Genomic DNA, 20,463 nt, shown 5'->3' with positions numbered 1-20,463 from the left:
CGAGCCCTCCCCGTACGCTGGTGGGCGTGCAGGTAGAACTCGACGCCCCCCTCGCCCCGCTGACCACCCTCCGGCTCGGCGGCCCGGCCCGCCGGCTGGTGACCGCGACCACCGACGACGAGGTGGTCGACGCCGTCCGCGCGGCCGACGCGGCCGGCGAGCCGCTGCTGGTCCTCGGCGGCGGCTCCAACCTGGTGATCGGCGACGCCGGGTTCCCCGGCACCGTGCTGCGGATCGCCACCACCGGCTTCCACCTCGACGGCACCGCGCTGGAGCTGGCCGCCGGCGAGGTCTGGGCCGACGCGGTCACCCGGACGGTGGAGCACGGCCTGGCCGGTATCGAGTTCCTGGCCGGCATCCCCGGTTCGGCCGGCGCCACGCCCGTGCAGAACGTCGGCGCCTACGGCCAGGAGGTGGCCCAGTCTGTCACCGGGGTGGTCGCGTACGACCGCCGGGTCGGCGCGACGGTCACCCTGACCGGCGAGGAGTGCGCCTTCTCCTACCGGCACAGCCGCTTCAAGGCCGACCCCGACCGCTACGTGGTGCTCCGGGTGCGCTTCGCCCTGGAGGACGCCGGCGGCCTCTCCACCCCGGTCCGCTACGCCGAGACCGCCCGCCACCTGGGCGTCTCCCCGGACGAGCGGGTCGGGCTGCGCGAGGCGTACGAGGCGGTGCTGCGGCTGCGCTCGGGCAAGGGCATGGTGCTGCACGACGGCGACCACGACACCTGGTCGGCGGGCTCCTTCTTCACCAACCCGGTGCTGACGGCCGACCAGTACGCGGTCTTCAAGGCCCGCCCGGGCGCCGAGGAGGCCCCCGCCTACCCGGCGCCGGACGGCTGCACCAAGACCTCGGCGGCCTGGCTGATCGACCGCGCGGGCTTCACCAAGGGCTACGGCAGCGGCCCGGCCACCCTCTCCACCAAGCACACCCTGGCGCTGACCAACCGCGGCGCGGCCACCGCCGAGGACCTGCTGGACCTCGCCCGGGAGATCCGCGACGGCGTCCGCGCGGCCTTCGGCGTGGAGCTGGTCAACGAGCCGGTGATGATCGGCGTACGCCTCTAGGCCGTGTCCGGCCGAAGCCTTCGCAGGTAGGAGCAGCCCCCGGCGCCGTCAGTCCGTGGCGCCCTCCGCCAGCCAGGTGTCGACGTCGGCGAGCAGCTCCTTGCGCACGCTCTCCGGCGCCCGCGACCCGCGCACCGACTGGCGGGCCAGCTCCGCCAGCTCGGTGTCGGAGAATCCCAGCACGTCACGGGCCAGCGCGTACTGGTCCGCCAGCCGGCTGCCGAACAGCAGCGGGTCGTCGGCGCCCAGCGCCAGCGGCACGCCGGCGTCGAACAGCCGGCGCAGCGGTACGTCCTCGGGGTGCTCGTAGACGCCCAGCGAGACGTTGGAGGAGGGGCAGACCTCGCAGGTCACCTGGCGGTCGGCGAGGCGCTGCATCAGCCGCGGGTCCTCGGCGGCGCGCACCCCGTGGCCGATCCGGCCGGCGCCCAGGTCGTCCAGGCAGTCCCGGACGGACTCCGGGCCGGCGAGTTCGCCGCCGTGCGGGGCGGCCAGCAGTCCGCCCTTGCGGGCGATGTCGAAGGCCCGGTCGAAGTCCCGGGCCAGGCCCCGGCGCTCGTCGTTGGAGAGCCCGAAGCCGACCACCCCGTGGTCGGCGTAGCGGACCGCGAGGCGGGCCAGCGTCCGGGCGTCCATCGGGGATTTCATCCGGTTGGCCGCCACCAGGACCCGGATGCCGACCCCGGTGGCCGCGGCGGCGTGCTCGACCGCGTCCAGGATCAGCTCCAGCGCGGGGATCAGCCCGCCCAGCCGCGGCGCGTAGGAGGTCGGGTCGACCTGGATCTCCAGCCAGCGCGAGCCGTCCCGGCGCTCGTCCTCGGCGGTCTCCAGCACCAGCCGGCGGATGTCCTGCTCGTCCCGCAGCACCGAGCGGGCGGTGTCGTACAGCCGCTGGAAGCGGAACCAGCCGCGTTCGTCGGTGGCCCGCAGCCTGGGCGGCTCGCCGGAGCTGAGCGCCTCCGGCAGCCGGACGCCGTGCTTGTCGGCCAGTTCCAGCAGGGTGGCCGGGCGCATCGAGCCGGTGAAGTGCAGGTGCAGGTGGGCCTTGGGAAGGTCCCTGACGTCTCGCGGATTCAGCAGGCGTTCCATTCACGAATCCTGCCGCATCCCGGGTCACTACGGGAACCGCCCCCTTCACATCCCCCGAAGGGGTGAAAAGGGGGCGGTCGCCGCGGTTCACCCCGGCGCGGGCCCGCGGGGACACGCCGGGTGTGCGTGCCGGTGCGTCAGTCGCGGGCCTCGGCCAGCAGCGTCTGGACCCGGCCGACGCCCTCGACCAGGTCGGCGTCGCCCAGCGCGTACGACAGGCGCAGGTAGCCCGGGGTGCCGAAGGCCTCGCCGGGGACGACCGCGACCTCGACCTCGTCCAGGATCAGGGCGGCGAGCTCGGAGGAGGTCTGCGGGCGCTGCCCGCGGATCTCCTTGCCCAGCAGGGCCTTGACGGACGGGTAGACGTAGAAGGCGCCCTCGGGCTCGGGGCAGACGACGCCCTCGATCTCGTTGAGCATCTTCACGATGGTGCGGCGGCGGCGGTCGAAGGCGGTGCGCATCTCGTGCACGGCCGACAGGTCGCCGCTGACGGCGGCCAGCGCGGCGCGCTGCGCGACGTTGGAGACGTTCGAGGTGGCGTGCGACTGCAGGTTGGTCGCGGCCTTGACGACGTCCTTGGGGCCGATCACCCAGCCCACCCGCCAACCGGTCATCGCGTAGGTCTTGGCGACGCCGTTGACCACGATGCACTTGTCGGCGAGCTCCGGCAGCAGGGCCGGCAGCGAGGTGAAGGTCGCGTCGCCGTAGACCAGGTGCTCGTAGATCTCGTCGGTGAGCACCCACAGGCCGTGCTCCAGCGCCCAGCGGCCGATCGCCTCGGCCTCGTCACGGGTGTAGACCGCGCCGGTCGGGTTGGACGGCGAGACGAAGAGCACCACCTTGGTGTTCTCGGTGCGGGCGGCCTCCAGCTGCTCGACCGAGACCTTGTAGCCGGTGGTCTCGTCGGCCACGACCTCCACCGGCACACCGCCGGCCAGCTGCACCGACTCCGGGTAGGTGGTCCAGTACGGGGCCGGCACGATGACCTCGTCGCCCGGGTCCAGGATCGCGGCGAAGGCCTCGTAGATCGCCTGCTTGCCGCCGTTGGTGACCAGCACCTGCGCGGCGTCCACCTCGTAACCCGAGTCGCGCAGCGTCTTGGCGGCGATCGCGGCCTTCAGCTCCGGCAGACCGCCGGCCGGGGTGTAGCGGTGGTTCTTGGGGTCGCGGCAGGCCTCGACGGCGGCCTCGACGATGTAGTCCGGGGTGGGGAAGTCCGGCTCGCCGGCGCCGAAGCCGATGACCGGGCGGCCGGCCGCCTTGAGGGCCTTGGCCTTGGCGTCCACGGCCAGGGTGGCGGACTCGGCGATCGCGCCGATCCGGGCGGAGACCCGGCGGTCGGCGGGGCGGACGGAACTGTCGGGCTGCGGGGTGGAAGCGCTCATGCCTGCATGGTCCCAGACCCGACGGGGCCCGGGCATGGCGGTTTCAGGATGCGTACCGACCCGTCCGAATGGCGATCCGGGTCGTGCGCGGAACGGTCCGCGGGGGAGGCGGGACGGAAGAGGTTCGACCAAACACCCTCGGACCACGTACACTCACCTCTCGACGGCCACCGAGAAAAGCCGAAGATCCACCACCTGTACGCAGGCGGCGGGAGATGAGGTAGGTTGGTCGTCACTACCGGCTCCGCGAGGCGCCGTAGGGCAATAGCTCAATTGGTAGAGCACCGGTCTCCAAAACCGGCGGTTGGGGGTTCAAGTCCCTCTTGCCCTGCTGCTTGATCCGTATTCAGCCCGTTCGCTCCGCAGAGCGAGCGGGCTTGGTGCGGAGAGGGCACCGAACAGCACCGCTTTAGCCGGCCGCTCGTGCCCCCTCGGGTACGCAGGTGACGCTCGGCAGGACCCGGATTCAGGTGAGGACGAGTGACGGAGACCACGGGCTCCACCGCAACGCCTGAGAGCGGCAACCCCGAGGGTGCCGACGGCGCTGAGACCACCCCTGCCTCGGGCGAGTCGCGCCGCAAGCGTGGCGACAAGAAGTCCGGCAAGCGTGCCAAGAAGGGCTTCTTCGCCCGGCTCGGGCTCTTCTACCGCCAGATCATCGCGGAGCTGCGCAAGGTCGTCTGGCCCACCCGCAGCGAGCTGGTCAACTACACCACCGTCGTGGTCGTGTTCGTCGTGGTGGTCATGGCCCTCGTGGCCGGCCTGGACTACGGCTTCTCCAAGCTCAGCCTCTGGATCTTCGGCTGACCCGGTCCCACGACCCGCGCAACAGCTTCCCGACCCGGGCCGATGTTTCGGTCCGGGTCGAGCTGTCGGCGGCGAACGTACGAGGCCGCTACCGTTGACTCGGTACTGTTGAAGTCTCCGAGAGGTTTCCTGGCGCGCCCGCGGTAGCGGAGCGGCGACGGAGCGTCCCGGAGCGCGCCACCTTCACCATCTCCAGGAAAGAAGCAGCCACCGTGTCTGAGTCCCCCCTGTACGACGCCGACGAGACCGTCCGCGAGGCGGATGTCGCCGCCGAGCTGGACGCGGCCGAGCTGGCTGACGACGCCGAGTCCGCCGAGCAGATCGTCGACGCCGCGGACAGCGACGAGGACGAGGTCGAGGCGTACGACGAGGCCGAGGCCGGCGAGCCCGCCGAGGAGGCCGCGCTGCACGTGGAGTCCGGCGAGGAGCTCGCCGCCGAGGAGACCGACGAGGCCGAGGCCGTCGCCGAGGAGGCCGTCGAGGTCGACCCGGTCGCCAAGTTCCGCGAGGACCTGCGCTTCATGCCGGGCGAGTGGTACGTGATCCACACCTACGCCGGCTACGAGAACCGGGTGAAGCAGAACCTGGAGCAGCGCGCCGTCTCGCTGAACGTCGAGGAGTACATCTTCCAGGCCGAGGTGCCGCAGGAGGAGGTCGTCCAGATCAAGAACGGCGACCGCAAGACCATCCGGCAGAACAAGCTCCCCGGCTACGTGCTCGTCCGCATGGACCTCACCCCGGAGTCCTGGGGCGTCGTGCGCAACACCCCCGGCGTCACCGGCTTCGTGGGCAACGCCTACGACCCGTACCCGCTGACCCTGGACGAGGTCGTCAAGATGCTCGCCCCGGACGTGGAGCGCCAGGCGGCCAAGGAGGCCGGCAAGGCCTCGCCGGTGCGCCCGGTCGAGGTGCAGGTCCTGGACTTCGAGGTCGGCGACTCGGTCACCGTCACCGACGGCCCGTTCGCGACCCTGCAGGCGACCATCAACGAGATCAACCCGGACTCGAAGAAGGTCAAGGGCCTGGTCGAGATCTTCGGCCGGGAGACCCCGGTCGAGCTCTCCTTCGACCAGATCCAGAAGAACTAGTACAGGTCTTCGACTTCGGGGCGGGGCCGCGGCCCCGCCCCGAAGTCGTTTTGGTCCAGCGGCGCATCCGCGTTAGCCTGGTCCGATGTGTGTGCTGGCGACCGGGTGTCGCCCCGGTTCGGCACGCACCAGCAATCACCTCTCGGAAGGACCCGGAGAGAAATGCCTCCCAAGAAGAAGAAGGTCACGGGGCTTATCAAGCTCCAGATCAACGCCGGTGCGGCCAACCCGGCGCCGCCGGTCGGCCCCGCGCTGGGCCAGCACGGCGTCAACATCATGGAGTTCTGCAAGGCCTACAACGCGGCCACCGAGTCGCAGCGCGGCATGATCGTGCCGGTGGAGATCACGGTCTACGACGACCGCTCCTTCACCTTCATCACGAAGACGCCGCCGGCCGCGCGCCTCATCCTGAAGGCCGCCGGTATCGACAAGGGCTCCAGCGAGCCGCACAAGACCAAGGTCGCCAAGCTCACCAGCGCCCAGGTCCGCGAGATCGCCACCACCAAGATGCCCGACCTGAACGCCAACGACCTGGACGCGGCCGCGAAGATCATCGCCGGCACCGCCCGGTCGATGGGCATCACCGTCGAGGGCTGACCAGCTCTTTCGTTCCTGTGGTAGGGCCTGCGCAGGCCCGTGACACCACGACTCCCATCACCATTCAGGAGCAGCAGTGAAGCGCAGCAAGGCTCTGAAGGCCGCGGACACCCAGGTGGACCGCGAGCGCCTTTACGCCCCCCTCGAGGCCATCCGCCTCGCCAAGGCGACCAGCACCACCAAGTTCGACGCGACCGTCGAGGTCGCCATGCGTCTGGGCGTCGACCCGCGCAAGGCCGACCAGATGGTCCGCAGCACCGTGATCCTCCCGCACGGCACCGGTAAGACCGCCCGGGTCCTGGTCTTCGCGACCGGCGACCGTGCCGAGGCCGCGCGTGCTGCGGGTGCCGACATCGTCGGCTCCGACGAGCTCATCGACGAGGTCGCCAAGGGCCGCCTCGACTTCGACGCCGTCGTCGCCACCCCGGACCTCATGGGCAAGGTCGGCCGCCTCGGCCGCGTGCTCGGCCCGCGTGGTCTGATGCCGAACCCGAAGACCGGCACCGTCACCCCCGATGTCGCCAAGGCTGTCAACGACATCAAGGGCGGCAAGATCGAGTTCCGCGTCGACAAGCACTCGAACCTGCACTTCATCATCGGGAAGGCCTCCTTCTCCGACGAGCAGCTGGTCGAGAACTACGCCGCCGCGCTGGACGAGGTGCTCCGCGCCAAGCCGTCCGCCGCCAAGGGCCGCTACATCAAGAAGACCGCGGTCACCACCACCATGGGCCCCGGCGTCCCGGTGGACCCGAACCGCACCCGCAACCTCCTGGTCGAGGAGGACCCGGCCGCCGTCTGAGCCCTCGGCTCCGACCGGTAGCCGCGTCCTGGGCGCAGCTCATCCGTTTCGACGGGCCCGTACCCCCTCGGGGGTGCGGGCCCGTCGGCGTTCCCGGAGGAGGCCCCGGCGGGGGGCGGGGGCGAACGGACGATCGAGTCGTCGTACGCTCGGCCGGACGAGTGAACCCCGTCCCGCCGACCGCCGGAGAGTGCCGTGCCCGCCCACCGTCGAGCCGCCCTGGCGGCGGTCCTGCTGCTGTTCGGCGCCACGACGGGCTGCAGCCTGTTGGCGGTGCCGGCGGACCGGGCCGCGCAGGGCCCGCCGGCCACCGTCCGTCCGGTCAAGCAGGTGCTGCTGGCGGCCGCCCAGCACCTGGACGACCTCGGCGGCGCCCGGATCGAGGTGGTCGAGGAGGGTCCGGCCGGCCGGCGCGCCGCCGGCGGCACGCTCTCCTGGGGGCAGGCGGACGCCGGTGAGCTCACCGTCACCGACGAGCGGGGCGCGGTGTCCCGGCTGACCGTCCGGGACGGGGTGGCCGAGCTCACCCCGGACGGCGGCGTGCCCCGGCGGGCCGGGCGGGCGGACGCCGAGTCGCTGGACCCGCGCGGCACGGGGACGCCGGAGGGGTACGCCGGGGGCTGGATGACCAGCCTGGTCGGCAACCCGGGGCGCCCGGCCCACACCATGGCGCTGGCCGGCAGGCTCACCCCGCTGGGCGGGGAACAGCTCGCGGGCACCACGGTGGCGCACTACCGGGCGAGCGCGCCGGTCGCCACCTACTTCACGGCCGAGCCCGGACTCTCCGACGAGCGGCTGGCCGCGGTGCTGGCCCACTACCAGCGGCGCGGCGTGGTGTCCGTGGAATACGACTTCTGGGTCGCCCCGGGCGACCGGCTGCTGCGGTTGCGGTCCACCGCCACCGGCCCGGACGGAACCACGGTGACCACGACGGACGTCTCCGAGCCCGGGGCGGTGACGCCTCCGCCGACCACGTCGGGGTGAACGGGACCGGGGGGAATGCGGTTGCGGGGCCGTCGGCACGGTCGGCTAGAGTCCGCTGGGCATAACCTGAGAATCGCATTAACAGGGGGACGATTCATGCGCGCTGTGCGCCTCGCCTCGGCCGTCGTCGTGTCGGCCGTGCTGATCGGGGGCCTCACCGCCTGCGGCAGTGACGCCAAGTCGACCGCCCAGGCGGCCGCGGGTGACGCGGCCGCGGCCAAGGCCGCCGACCTGGACCCGAAGGCGGCCCTCGCCGCCTCGGCCGCCGTGATGAAGAACGCCAAGAACGCCAAGATCAACATCCTGGGCGGGGAGGGCAACGCCAGCGGTTCCGCCAGCTGGGACGGCAAGTCCTCGGTGGACGTCACCGCCGAGGGCGGCGACGGCCCCAACAAGGTCCGGGTGGTCGGAGGCGACGTCTACCTCGGCGGCGGCGCGGAGATCGCGGCGGCCCTCGGCGGCAAGCACTGGACCAAGCCCGACCCCAAGGACCCGGTCCTCGGCCCGATCGGCGGTGTGGCGCTGACCACCGCCCAGATGGTCAACCCCGTCCTGCAGTTGACCGCGGGCGCGGCCGCCGGCAAGCCGTCCAAGGTCGGCTCCGAGCAGGTCGACGGCACCGAGACCGTCCACTACCACACCACCCAGCAGACCAGCGCCCTGGTCGCCACGCTGACCACGCTCACCCCCGAGCAGCGCTCGGCCGTGGAGAAGAGCCTGGGCGCCGACGGCCAGACGCTGACCATCGACTTCTGGATCAACGCCAAGCAGGAGCTGGTGCAGGTCAAGCAGTACGGCGACAAGAACGGCGAGAAGTCCGCCGTCACCGTCAAGTACTCCGGCCTGGGCACCGCTCCCAAGATCGAGGCTCCCGCGGCCGGCGACATCGGCACCGCGGACCTCAGCAAGCTGCTCGGCTGAGTCCACCAGCCCAGAGCCGGCTACCGTCCCGGGCGCACCGTGCGCCCGGGGCACCCTCGGAGGGGGAATCATGGCTGGAACCCGTACCCGCACCATCGCCGCCGCGGTCGTCGTGGCGGCCCTCGCGCTGACCGCGACCGCGTGCAACGACGACAAGACCGAGGCGGCGCCCACGCCGCAGCAGACCGCCGCCCAGGCGGGCTCGGACAGCACCGGTGGCGCGTCGGCACCCACCACCCAGCCGCCGGCCAAGCTCACCCCGGCCGCCTACCTGAAGCTGGTCGGCGAGAAGACCGGCGCCGCCAAGTCCGCCAAGGTGCACCAGGAGGTGACCATCGGCAGCAACGGCGCGCTGATCTACGACGGCGCCATCTCCTGGGCCGACGGCCTCAAGGGCGAGCTCAGCGTGGACGCCGGCAACAGCCCCATGGGCAAGCAGATGGCCCCGCTGACCGGCGGCACCACCCTCAAGTACCGCTACCTCAAGGAAGCGATGTACCTGAAGCTCGGCCCCAAGGCGGTCAGCGAGTACAACGGCCGCAACTGGCTGCGCTACGGCTACGAGGACCTGGGCAAGATCATGGGCCCGGCCGGCGACTCGATGAAGGACCAGCTCAAGAGCGCCGACCCGCAGGCCGGCGTGCGCGCGCTGATCGCGGCCGGCAAGGTCACCGAGGTCGGCTCGGACACCGTGAACGGCAAGGCCACCGTCCACTACAGCGGCGACCTCACCGCGGACGACCTCGCCACCGCGAGCTCCCGCGGCCTGGACTCCCAGCAGGCCCAGGACCTCGCCAAGCAGCTGAAGACGGCCGGGATCACCAGCGAGCACGTCGAGGTGTGGATCGAGACCGACAGCAAGCTGCTGGTCAAGCGGGTCGAGGAGGCCCAGACCGCGAACGGCCCGGTCAAGGTCTCGGTGGTCTACTCCGACTACGGCACCAAGGTCGACACCGTCGAGCCGGCCGCCTCGGACGCGGTGGACTTCACCGAGCTGCTGAAGAAGTCGCAGGGGGGCGCCACCAGCTGACCCCGGCCGGGGTGGCAAGGTGGGCCGGAGGAGAACGGAGCAACGGGAGGCGCGGATGGCGGGACGGCGGCGGCCGGTGGCCGTGACGGCCGCGGTGGCCGTCGTCGTGCTGCTGGCGAGCGGCCTGACGGCCTGCGGCGGGGGCGGGGACGGCCCGCCCGCCCAGGGCTCGCCGTCCGCCAGCAGCGCCTCCCCGACCGGTCCGGCCCGGCCCACCGACCGGTCCCCGCACGGCGTGCTGCTGTCGGCCCAGATCGCCGCGCAGACCGCCCGCCGGGCCAAGGTCGACTACCGGCTCGGCGCCGACACGGGCGCCGGGCCGCTGTTCTGGGCGCCGAAGACCGCCCTCCAGGTGAAGCGGCGCACCCCGGGCGAGACCCAGCAGCTGATCGTCGTGGACACCGTGGCCTACCAGGGCGGCGACGCGGCCACCGCCGCCCGGCTGGGCGGCAACCGGCACTGGGAGCGCTTCGCCGGGGCGCCGACCACCGACGGCCACCGCGAGATCCCGTACGCCGGGCTGATCGACCTGCTCAGCCCGGTGACGGCGCTGGCCGCGGCCACCGCCGACGGGGTGGAGGCCCGGTACGTCGGCGAGGAGAAGCTGGACGACTCCGCCGTCGAGCACTACCGGGTGACCACCGACGCCCGCCGTTACGCGGCCGCCCAGGGCAACCTCTCCCAGCTGCGCCGGGACGGCCTGCGGGAGGCGCTGACCCCCGGCGGCTCGGCCACGCTGACCCTGGACCTCTGGCTGAACGACAAGGACCAGCTGGTGAAGCTGCGCCGCACCGGCACCGGGGAGGGCGGTCAGGCCGACGACACCGTGCTCTACTCCGACTACGCCGGCTCCCTGTCGGTCCAGGCCCCGGCCGAGGCCGACACCGTGGACTCGGGTACCCGCAGCGTCTCGCCGCTGGCCCGCTGAGGCCGGCCCGCGAGGCTCCCGCTGCCCCCGGCGGGCGGTGGGCGACGGTGGGCGATTTGCACGGCCTTCCGCCCCCCGGTTACAGTTGTCGAAGCCAAAGACCGCTGGTTGTCGCCGTGCCCCCGAGAGGGAGTGCGGGACCGAAGGATCTGCGCTTTCGCGCAGGCAGCCCGCGCAGGTGTGTCTGGAGCTTTGACTTCCGGTTCCACGTGGTCGCCCATGTGTCCGTCGAGGTCTTGCGAGCCCCGTGCGCCTGCGCACCGGGGCTCATCTGCTTTTCGCAGGAGCTTTCCTTCCCGACCTCCGGCCGGTTCGAGGCGCCGATGGTCCGACTTTCGCGGTCGGCCCGACTTCGACATCACGGAAGGAGGCGTAAGCCTATGGCTAGGCCCGACAAGGCTGCTGCCGTCGCCGAGATCGCGGACAAGTTCCGTGGCTCGAACGCGGCCGTGCTGACCGAGTACCGCGGTCTGACGGTGAAGCAGGTCAAGACCCTGCGTCGCTCGCTGGGCGACAACGCCCAGTACGCCGTGGTGAAGAACACGCTGACCAAGATCGCTGCCAACGAGGCCGGGATCACGGAGCTCGACGACCAGTTCAACGGTCCGACGGCTGTCGCCTTCGTCACCGGTGACCCGGTGGAGTCGGCGAAGGCTCTGCGTGACTTCGCCAAGGAGAACCCCGCTCTGATCATCAAGGGCGGTGTCCTTGATGGCAAGGCGCTGTCCGCCGATGACATCAAGAAGCTCGCGGACCTCGAGTCCCGCGAGGTGCTGCTCGCCAAGCTGGCGGGTGCCCTGAAGGCCAAGCAGTCCCAGGCTGCCGCGCTCTTCCAGGCCCTGCCGTCGAAGCTCGTCCGCACCGTGGACGCGCTGCGCGACAAGGTCGAGCAGGGCGGTGCCGGTACGCCGGCTCCCGCCGCCGAGGACGAGGCCGCGGAGTAATTCCGCAGGCTCACGCCTCGCTGCGGGCCCGTGCCCGCCCAACCCGTACATACGGCACCACCTGCCGATTTAGTGGAAGGACGCCATCATGGCGAAGCTGACCCAGGACGAGCTGCTCGCGCAGTTCGAGGAGCTCACCCTCATCGAGCTCGCTGCCTTCGTGAAGGCCTTCGAGGACAAGTTCGACGTCACCGCCGCCGCGCCGGTCGCCGTTGCCGGCATCGCCGGCCCGGCCGCCACCGCCGAGGCCGTCGAGGAGCAGGACGAGTTCGACGTCATCCTCGAGGGTGCCGGCGACAAGAAGATCCAGGTCATCAAGGAGGTGCGCACCCTGACCTCCCTCGGCCTGAAGGAGGCCAAGGACCTCGTTGACACCGCTGGTGCCAAGGTCCTGGAGAAGGTTGCCAAGGACGTTGCCGAGAAGGCCAAGGCCGCCCTCGAGGGTGCCGGCGCCAAGGTCACCGTCAAGTGACTTTCCCCCAGCCCTAGCGGCTGGGAGGTTCCCCCACGCCCCCTCTGAGGGGGCCGACGGGAGCACCGGGCCGGGCCGGCCACCCACACGGGTGGCCGGCCCGGCCTTTCGCGTTCCCGTGACCGTCCGTCCGCGCCGCCGGGTCGGTTCGTCCGCGCCCCGGGCCCGTCCGCGCCCGCCGGGAACACCGCGGAGCCGTCCGGGGCCACCCCGTCGCCGCACGGAACCACCGGTGTGGCGGACAGCGCACTCGGCACCGTCGGTGCGGACCGGTATGGTGATCGCTGACGTCGGGGAGTGGCCCCCACCACGGCTTCTGTAACGCCGAGGGGTGCCCGCCCGATAGACAGGTCGAGGCCCGCACCCGCGGCGGGCCCTTGACGAACCAGGCGAGGCGCGCGATTCTCAAGGCGCGAGTCCGCCCGGTTGGTCCGCCTCCGGAGGCATAACCGGGGGCTCCGCAGGGAAGTGACTCCACGTGAGTCGAAGGCCCGGGCCCGGCCCGGGTGAGTGCAGTACCCGGAGGGCGTCCGCGTCCGCCGGCTACCGGGAGGAGTCTCCGATTCGGTCTCCGAATCAGAGCTGGACAGCAGTGTGCCCTTTGGCTACACTGTCCCTTTGCGCTGCCTGTTAGCTGCTCCGTGACTCGTCGCCCGGAGCGTGCACTGCCCTGACCTGGGAACTCTCCCTCTTCAAGGCCCCGGCTGGTACGCGCGTAGTGAGCTCCGAGCCCTCGGAAGGACCCCCCTCTTGGCCGCGCCGCGCAACGCCTCGAACAATTCCGCCGCATCCACCGCCCCGCTCCGCGTCTCGTTCGCGAAGATCAAGGAGCCCCTTGAGGTCCCGAACCTCCTGGCCCTGCAGACCGAGAGCTTTGACTGGCTGCTCGGCAACGCGGCCTGGAAGGCCCGGGTCGAGGCGGCCCTGGAGAGTGGTCAGGACGTCCCCACGAAGTCCGGTCTGGAGGAGATCTTCGAGGAGATCTCCCCGATCGAGGACTTCAGCGGGTCGATGTCGCTGACCTTCCGCGACCACCGTTTCGAGCCGCCGAAGAACTCCATTGACGAGTGCAAGGACCGCGACTTCACGTTCGCGGCTCCGCTCTTCGTCACGGCCGAGTTCACCAACAACGAGACCGGTGAGATCAAGTCTCAGACGGTCTTCATGGGCGACTTCCCGCTCATGACCCACAAGGGCACGTTCGTGATCAACGGCACCGAGCGTGTCGTCGTCTCGCAGCTCGTCCGCTCCCCGGGTGTGTACTTCGACTCCACCCTGGACAAGGTGTCCGACAAGGACATCTTCTCCTGCAAGGTCATCCCCTCGCGTGGTGCCTGGCTGGAGATGGAGATCGACAAGCGCGACATGGTCGGCGTCCGCATCGACCGCAAGCGCAAGCAGTCCGTCACCGTGCTGCTGAAGGCCCTCGGCTGGACCAACGAGATGATCCTCGAGGAGTTCGGCGAGTACGAGTCGATGCGCGCCACCCTGGAGAAGGACCACACCCAGGGCCAGGACGACGCGCTGCTCGACATCTACCGCAAGCTGCGCCCGGGCGAGCCGCCGACGCGCGAGGCCGCGCAGACGCTGCTGGAGAACCTGTACTTCAACCCGAAGCGCTACGACCTCGCGAAGGTCGGCCGCTACAAGGTGAACCGCAAGCTCGGCAACGCCGAGTCGCTGGACTCCGGTGTGCTCACCGAGCCCGACATCATCAACGCGATCAAGTACCTGGTGAAGCTGCACGCCGGCGAGACCGACTGGCGCGACGACTCCGGGCGCGACATCGTGGTCGAGGTCGACGACATCGACCACTTCGGCAACCGGCGCCTGCGCAACGTCGGCGAGCTCATCCAGAACCAGGTCCGTACGGGTCTCGCCCGTATGGAGCGCGTCGTGCGCGAGCGCATGACCACCCAGGACGTCGAGGCGATCACGCCGCAGACCCTGATCAACATCCGGCCGGTCGTCGCCTCCATCAAGGAGTTCTTCGGCACCAGCCAGCTGTCGCAGTTCATGGACCAGACGAACCCGCTGTCGGGCCTGACCCACAAGCGCCGTCTGTCCGCCCTCGGTCCCGGTGGTCTCTCCCGTGAGCGTGCCGGCTTCGAGGTCCGTGACGTGCACCCCTCGCACTACGGCCGCATGTGTCCGATCGAGACCCCCGAAGGCCCGAACATCGGTCTGATCGGGTCGCTGGCCTCGTACGGCCGGGTCAACGCGTTCGGTTTCATCGAGACCCCGTACCGCAAGGTCGTCGACGGTGTGGTCACCGAGCAGGTGGACTACCTGACCGCCGACGAGGAGGACCGCTACGTCATCGCCCAGGCGAACGCGCCGCTGACCGCGGACCTGCACTTCGCCGAGCCGCGCGTCCTGGTCCGCCGCCGTGGTGGCGAGATCGACTACATCCCGGGCACCGAGATCGACTACATGGACGTCTCGCCGCGCCAGATGGTGTCGGTCGCGACCGCCATGATCCCGTTCCTCGAGCACGACGACGCCAACCGCGCGCTCATGGGCTCGAACATGATGCGCCAGGCGGTGCCGCTGCTGAAGAGCGAGGCCCCGCTGGTCGGCACCGGCATGGAGTACCGCTGCGCCGTCGACGCCGCCGACGTCATCACCGCCGAGAAGGCGGGTGTCGTCCAGGAGGTGTCGGCCGACTACGTCACCGTCGCCAACGACGACGGCACGTACACCACGTACCGCGCCGCCAAGTTCACCCGCTCCAACCAGGGCACCGCCTTCAACCAGAAGGTGCTCGTGGACGAGGGCGCCCGCGTCGAGGCCGGCCAGGTGCTGGCCGACGGCCCGTGCACCGACGAGGGCGAGATGGCCCTCGGCAAGAACCTGCTCGTGGCGTTCATGTCGTGGGAGGGTCACAACTACGAGGACGCGATCATCCTGTCGCAGCGCCTCGTGCAGGACGACGTCCTCTCCTCGATCCACATCGAGGAGCACGAGGTCGACGCCCGTGACACCAAGCTCGGCCCCGAGGAGATCACCCGGGACATCCCGAACGTCTCCGAGGAGGTCCTCGCCGACCTCGACGAGCGCGGCATCATCCGCATCGGCGCCGACGTCGTCACCGGCGACATCCTGGTCGGCAAGGTCACCCCGAAGGGTGAGACCGAGCTGACCCCCGAGGAGCGCCTGCTCCGCGCGATCTTCGGTGAGAAGGCCCGTGAGGTCCGCGACACCTCGCTGAAGGTGCCGCACGGTGAGTCCGGCAAGGTCATCGGCGTGCGCGTGTTCGACCGCGAGGAGGGCGACGAGCTCCCCCCGGGCGTCAACCAGCTGGTCCGCGTCTACGTGGCCCAGAAGCGCAAGATCACCAACGGTGACAAGCTCGCCGGCCGTCACGGCAACAAGGGCGTCATCTCCAAGATCCTGCCGGTCGAGGACATGCCGTTCCTGGAGGACGGCACCCCGGTCGACATCATCCTGAACCCGCTGGGTGTCCCGTCCCGAATGAACCCGGGACAGGTCCTGGAGATCCACCTCGGCTGGCTCGCCAAGCAGGGCTGGGACGTCTCCGGCCTCGCCGACGAGTGGGCCAAGCGCCTCCAGGCGATCGGCGCCGACCAGGTCGAGGGCGGCACCAACCTCGCCACCCCGGTCTTCGACGGCGCCCGCGAGGACGAGATCACCGGTCTGCTGGACCACACCACCCTCACCCGTGACGGTGAGCGCCTGGTGAACTCCACCGGCAAGGCCCGGCTGTTCGACGGCCGCTCCGGCGAGCCGTTCCCGATGCCGATCTCGGTCGGCTACATGTACATCCTCAAGCTGCACCACCTGGTCGACGACAAGCTGCACGCCCGTTCGACCGGTCCGTACTCGATGATCACCCAGCAGCCGCTCGGTGGTAAGGCGCAGTTCGGTGGTCAGCGCTTCGGTGAGATGGAGGTGTGGGCCCTTGAGGCATACGGCGCCGCGTACGCGCTGCAGGAGCTGCTCACCATCAAGTCCGACGACGTCCTCGGCCGTGTGAAGGTCTACGAGGCCATCGTCAAGGGCGAGAACATCCCCGAGCCCGGCATTCCCGAGTCCTTCAAGGTCCTCATCAAGGAAATGCAGTCGCTCTGCCTCAACGTGGAGGTGCTGTCCTCGGACGGCCAGTCCATCGAGATGCGGGACTCCGACGAGGACGTGTTCCGCGCCGCCGAGGAGCTCGGCATCGACCTGTCCCGGCGCGAGCCGAGCAGCGTCGAAGAGGTCTGACGGAGGTGGGGCCGGCTGCCCGCTGAGCAGCCGGCCCGCCCCCAGGCCCCCCTCAGACCAAACGAACGACTCTCGACTTACGAAAGAGGGCTTGACGACCAGTGCTTGACGTCAACTTCTTCGACGAGCTCCGCATCGGCCTGGCCACCGCCGACGACATCCGCCAGTGGTCGCACGGCGAGGTCAAGAAGCCGGAGACCATCAACTACCGCACCCTGAAGCCCGAAAAGGACGGACTCTTCTGCGAGAAGATCTTCGGCCCCACCCGGGACTGGGAGTGCTACTGCGGCAAGTACAAGCGCGTCCGCTTCAAGGGCATCATCTGTGAGCGCTGCGGCGTCGAGGTGACCCGCGCCAAGGTGCGCCGTGAGCGGATGGGCCACATCGAGCTGGCCGCCCCGGTCACCCACATCTGGTACTTCAAGGGTGTCCCGTCCCGTCTGGGCTACCTGCTCGACCTGGCGCCGAAGGACCTCGAGAAGGTCATCTACTTCGCCGCCTACATGATCACCTGGGTGGACGACGAGCGTCGCCAGCGCGACCTCCCGTCCCTGGAGGCGCACGTCTCGGTCGAGCGTCAGCAGATCGAGAACCGTCGCGACGCCGACCTGGAGGCCCGCGCCAAGAAGGCCGAGACCGACCTGGCCGAGCTGGAGGCCGAGGGCGCCAAGGCCGACGTGCGCCGCAAGGTGCGCGAGGGTGCCGAGCGCGAGATGAAGCAGCTGCGCGACCGTGCGCAGCGCGAGCTCGACCGCCTCGACGAGGTGTGGGCCCGCTTCAAGAACCTCAAGGTCCAGGACCTCGAGGGCGACGAGCTGCTCTACCGCGAGCTGCGCGACCGCTTCGGCACCTACTTCTCCGGCTCGATGGGCGCGGCGGCCCTCAAGGACCGCCTGGAGACCTTCGACCTGGCGGAGGAGTCCGAGCGCCTGCGCGAGATCATCCGCACCGGCAAGGGCCAGAAGAAGACCCGTGCGCTCAAGCGCCTCAAGGTCGTCTCCGCGTTCCTGCAGACCACCAACAAGCCCAACGGCATGGTGCTGGACTGCGTCCCGGTCATCCCGCCGGACCTGCGTCCGATGGTGCAGCTGGACGGTGGCCGCTTCGCGACCTCCGACCTGAACGACCTGTACCGCCGCGTGATCAACCGCAACAACCGCCTGAAGCGCCTCCTCGACCTCGGTGCCCCCGAGATCATCGTGAACAACGAGAAGCGCATGCTCCAGGAGGCCGTCGACGCGCTGTTCGACAACGGCCGCCGCGGCCGTCCGGTCACCGGCCCGGGCAACCGCCCGCTGAAGTCCCTCAGCGACATGCTGAAGGGCAAGCAGGGTCGTTTCCGCCAGAACCTGCTCGGCAAGCGAGTCGACTACTCGGCCCGTTCGGTCATCGTCGTCGGCCCGCAGCTCAAGCTGCACCAGTGCGGTCTGCCGAAGGCCATGGCGCTGGAGCTCTTCAAGCCGTTCGTGATGAAGCGCCTGGTCGACCTGAACCACGCGCAGAACATCAAGTCGGCCAAGCGCATGGTCGAGCGTGCCCGCCCGGTCGTGTGGGACGTGCTCGAAGAGGTCATCGCCGAGCACCCCGTCCTGCTGAACCGTGCGCCCACCCTGCACCGCCTCGGCATCCAGGCCTTCGAGCCGCAGCTGGTCGAGGGCAAGGCCATCCAGATCCACCCGCTCGTCTGCACCGCGTTCAACGCGGACTTCGACGGTGACCAGATGGCCGTCCACCTGCCGCTCTCCGCGGAGGCGCAGGCCGAGGCCCGCATCCTGATGCTGTCCTCGAACAACATCCTGAAGCCGGCCGACGGTCGCCCCGTCACCATGCCGACCCAGGACATGGTGCTCGGTCTGTTCTTCCTGACCTCGGACCGCGAGAACGTGAAGGGCGCCGGCCGCACCTTCTCGTCGACCGCCGAGGCGATCATGGCCTTCGACGCCCGCGAGCTGGACGTCCAGGCCCCGATCGAGCTGCGTCTGCCGATCGGCACCGTCCCGCCCCGCGGCTGGACCCCGCCGGTGGACGAGGACGGCCAGCCGGGCTGGTTCGAGGGCGAGTCCTTCCGCCTGAACACCACCCTGGGCCGCGCGCTCTTCAACGAGCTGCTGCCCGAGGACTACCCGTTCGTCGACTACGAGGTGGGCAAGAAGCAGCTCTCCGCGATCGTCAACGACCTGGCGGAGCGCTACCCCAAGGTCGTCGTCGCGGCGACCCTGGACAACCTGAAGGCGGCCGGCTTCCACTGGTCGACCCGTTCGGGTGTCACCGTCTCGATCTCGGACGTCGTCGTCCCGCCGAGCAAGCCCCAGATCCTGGAGGGCTACGAGGCGCAGGCGGAGAAGGTCCAGAAGCAGTACGAGCGCGGTCTGATCACCAACGACGAGCGCAAGAGCGAGCTCGTCGGCATCTGGACCCGGGCGACCAACGAGGTCGCCGAGGCCATGAACGAGAACTTCCCGAAGACGAACCCCATCTTCATGATGGTCGACTCGGGTGCTCGTGGAAACATGATGCAGATGCGTCAGATCGCCGGTATGCGTGGTCTGGTGTCGAACGCCAAGAACGAGACGATCCCGCGTCCCATCAAGGCGTCCTTCCGTGAGGGCCTGTCCGTGCTGGAGTACTTCATCTCCACCCACGGTGCCCGTAAGGGTCTCGCGGACACCGCTCTGCGTACCGCCGACTCCGGTTACCTCACCCGTCGTCTGGTCGACGTCTCCCAGGACGTCATCATCCGCGAGGAGGACTGCGGCACCGAGCGCGGCCTGAAGCTGGCGATCGGCTCCGTCGGCGCGGACGGCGTGCTGCGCAAGGCCGACGACGTCGAGACCAGCGTCTACGCCCGCATGCTCGCCGAGGACATCACCGTCGACGGCAAGCTGCTGGCCACGGCCAACACCGACCTCGGTGACGTGCTGATCGACGAGCTGATCCGCCACGGCATCAGCGAGGTCAAGACCCGCTCGATCCTGACCTGTGAGTCGGCCGTCGGCACCTGTGCCTTCTGCTACGGCCGCTCGCTGGCCACCGGCAAGCTGGTCGACATCGGTGAGGCGGTCGGCATCATCGCCGCCCAGTCCATCGGTGAGCCCGGTACCCAGCTGACCATGCGTACCTTCCACACCGGTGGTGTGGCCGGTGACGACATCACCCAGGGTCTGCCGCGTGTCGTCGAGCTCTTCGAGGCCCGTACCCCCAAGGGTGTGGCCCCGATCTCGGAGGCCTCCGGCCGGGTCCGCGTCGAGGACACCGAGAAGACCCGCAAGCTGGTCGTCACGCCGGACGACGGCAGCGACGAGATCGCCTACCCGGTCTCGAAGCGCGTGAAGCTGCTCGTCAGCGAGGGCGAGGCGGTCGAGGTCGGCCAGAAGCTGACCATGGGCGCCACCAACCCGCACGACGTGCTGCGGATCATGGGCCAGCGTGCCGTCCAGATCCACCTGGTCGCCGAGGTCCAGAAGGTCTACAACTCGCAGGGTGTGTCGATCCACGACAAGCACATCGAGATCATCATCCGGCAGATGCTCCGCCGCGTGACGATCATCGAGTCGGGCGACGCCGAGCTGCTCCCGGGCGAGCTCGTCGAGCGCGGCCGCTTCGAGCAGGAGAACCGTCGCGTGGTCTCCGAGGGCGGTCACCCCGCCTCCGGCCGTCCGCAGCTGATGGGTATCACCAAGGCCTCGCTGGCCACCGAGTCCTGGCTGTCGGCCGCCTCCTTCCAGGAGACGACCCGGGTCCTCACCGACGCGGCGATCCACGCCAAGTCGGACCCGCTGCTGGGCCTCAAGGAGAACGTCATCCTCGGTAAGCTCATCCCGGCCGGTACGGGTCTGCCCCGCTACCGCAACATCCGGGTCGAGCCGACCGAGGAGGCCAAGGCCGCCATGTACTCGGCCGTCGGCTACGACGACTACGACCTGTCGCCCTTCGGCGCCGGCTCCGGCCAGGCGGTCCCGCTGGACGACTACGACTACGGCCCGTACACCGGCTGAGTCCCCTCACTGCCCGGCGACGGGCATTGACCGCCAGGGCGGTCACCCCTCACGGGGTGGCCGCCCTGCGGCGTTCCCGGGGGCCGGTCCGGCTGCCCGCCCGTCCTCCCTCCCACGGGGGAGCGGGCGC

At 70.2% G+C, this 20,463-nt stretch carries 15 protein-coding genes and 1 tRNA gene; 14 read left to right on the top strand and 2 right to left on the bottom strand.

Features of this window, described 5'->3' with window-relative positions:
* Positions 1 to 26: 26 nt before the first annotated feature.
* Positions 27 to 1,067 carry a UDP-N-acetylmuramate dehydrogenase gene (locus ACWEQL_RS13675; RefSeq protein ID WP_452150414.1) on the top strand — a complete coding sequence of 347 codons (1,041 nt, stop codon included), beginning with the start codon at positions 27 to 29 and terminating at the stop codon, positions 1,065 to 1,067.
* Positions 1,068 to 1,115: 48 nt separating this feature from the next.
* Here ACWEQL_RS13675 and ACWEQL_RS13670 read toward each other — a convergent pair whose 3' ends face one another.
* Together ACWEQL_RS13670 and ACWEQL_RS13665 are read right to left on the bottom strand one after the other, a co-directional pair.
* Positions 1,116 to 2,156: an adenosine deaminase gene (locus ACWEQL_RS13670; protein ID WP_452150413.1), complete on the bottom strand. Its 1,041-nt coding sequence runs from the start codon at positions 2,154 to 2,156 to the stop codon at positions 1,116 to 1,118.
* 137 nt (positions 2,157 to 2,293) lie between these two features.
* A complete protein-coding gene (locus ACWEQL_RS13665; protein ID WP_452150412.1) occupies positions 2,294 to 3,541 on the bottom strand; it encodes a pyridoxal phosphate-dependent aminotransferase in 1,248 nt (415 codons plus the stop codon).
* Between the two features lie 258 nt (positions 3,542 to 3,799).
* Between ACWEQL_RS13665 and ACWEQL_RS13660 the strand changes: the two genes are divergently transcribed.
* The 13 genes from ACWEQL_RS13660 to ACWEQL_RS13600 all read left to right on the top strand — a co-directional run bounded on the left by ACWEQL_RS13660 (position 3,800) and on the right by ACWEQL_RS13600 (position 20,333).
* A tRNA-Trp gene (locus tag ACWEQL_RS13660) sits at positions 3,800 to 3,872 on the top strand.
* Between the two features lie 149 nt (positions 3,873 to 4,021).
* Entirely contained in the window at positions 4,022 to 4,348 is a 327-nt protein-coding gene (secE, locus tag ACWEQL_RS13655; protein ID WP_452150411.1) for a preprotein translocase subunit SecE, read from the top strand.
* 212 nt (positions 4,349 to 4,560) lie between these two features.
* On the top strand, positions 4,561 to 5,436 hold the full coding sequence (gene nusG / locus ACWEQL_RS13650) for a transcription termination/antitermination protein NusG (RefSeq protein WP_452150410.1): 876 nt from the start codon (positions 4,561 to 4,563) through the stop codon (positions 5,434 to 5,436).
* Positions 5,437 to 5,598: 162 nt separating this feature from the next.
* Complete coding sequence (rplK, locus tag ACWEQL_RS13645) at positions 5,599 to 6,033, top strand: 50S ribosomal protein L11 (protein WP_452150409.1); 435 nt, start codon at positions 5,599 to 5,601, stop codon at positions 6,031 to 6,033.
* 76 nt (positions 6,034 to 6,109) lie between these two features.
* Positions 6,110 to 6,832 (top strand): 50S ribosomal protein L1, encoded by a 723-nt coding sequence (rplA, locus tag ACWEQL_RS13640; RefSeq protein ID WP_452150408.1) that lies wholly within the window; start codon positions 6,110 to 6,112, stop codon positions 6,830 to 6,832.
* 195 nt (positions 6,833 to 7,027) lie between these two features.
* Complete coding sequence (locus ACWEQL_RS13635) at positions 7,028 to 7,816, top strand: hypothetical protein (RefSeq protein ID WP_452150407.1); 789 nt, start codon at positions 7,028 to 7,030, stop codon at positions 7,814 to 7,816.
* Between the two features lie 96 nt (positions 7,817 to 7,912).
* Positions 7,913 to 8,737 carry a hypothetical protein gene (locus tag ACWEQL_RS13630; RefSeq protein ID WP_452150406.1) on the top strand — a complete coding sequence of 275 codons (825 nt, stop codon included), beginning with the start codon at positions 7,913 to 7,915 and terminating at the stop codon, positions 8,735 to 8,737.
* 70 nt (positions 8,738 to 8,807) lie between these two features.
* Complete coding sequence (locus ACWEQL_RS13625) at positions 8,808 to 9,767, top strand: hypothetical protein (protein WP_452150405.1); 960 nt, start codon at positions 8,808 to 8,810, stop codon at positions 9,765 to 9,767.
* Positions 9,768 to 9,822: 55 nt separating this feature from the next.
* On the top strand, positions 9,823 to 10,695 hold the full coding sequence (locus ACWEQL_RS13620; protein ID WP_452150404.1) for a hypothetical protein: 873 nt from the start codon (positions 9,823 to 9,825) through the stop codon (positions 10,693 to 10,695).
* Between the two features lie 380 nt (positions 10,696 to 11,075).
* Entirely contained in the window at positions 11,076 to 11,639 is a 564-nt protein-coding gene (rplJ, locus tag ACWEQL_RS13615) for a 50S ribosomal protein L10 (RefSeq protein WP_452150403.1), read from the top strand.
* 88 nt (positions 11,640 to 11,727) lie between these two features.
* Positions 11,728 to 12,111, top strand: a complete 384-nt coding sequence (gene rplL / locus ACWEQL_RS13610; protein ID WP_452150402.1) for a 50S ribosomal protein L7/L12 — start codon at positions 11,728 to 11,730, stop codon at positions 12,109 to 12,111.
* A gap of 750 nt (positions 12,112 to 12,861) precedes the next feature.
* Positions 12,862 to 16,338: a DNA-directed RNA polymerase subunit beta gene (rpoB, locus tag ACWEQL_RS13605; protein ID WP_452150401.1), complete on the top strand. Its 3,477-nt coding sequence runs from the start codon at positions 12,862 to 12,864 to the stop codon at positions 16,336 to 16,338.
* Positions 16,339 to 16,439: 101 nt separating this feature from the next.
* On the top strand, positions 16,440 to 20,333 hold the full coding sequence (locus tag ACWEQL_RS13600; RefSeq protein WP_452150400.1) for a DNA-directed RNA polymerase subunit beta': 3,894 nt from the start codon (positions 16,440 to 16,442) through the stop codon (positions 20,331 to 20,333).
* Positions 20,334 to 20,463: the final 130 nt, after the last annotated feature.

The sequence above is a fragment of the Kitasatospora sp. NPDC004240 genome (genome assembly GCF_053603215.1).
Note: the sequence above shows the minus strand (reverse complement) of the source record. Positions and strands in the feature narration are given on the sequence as shown.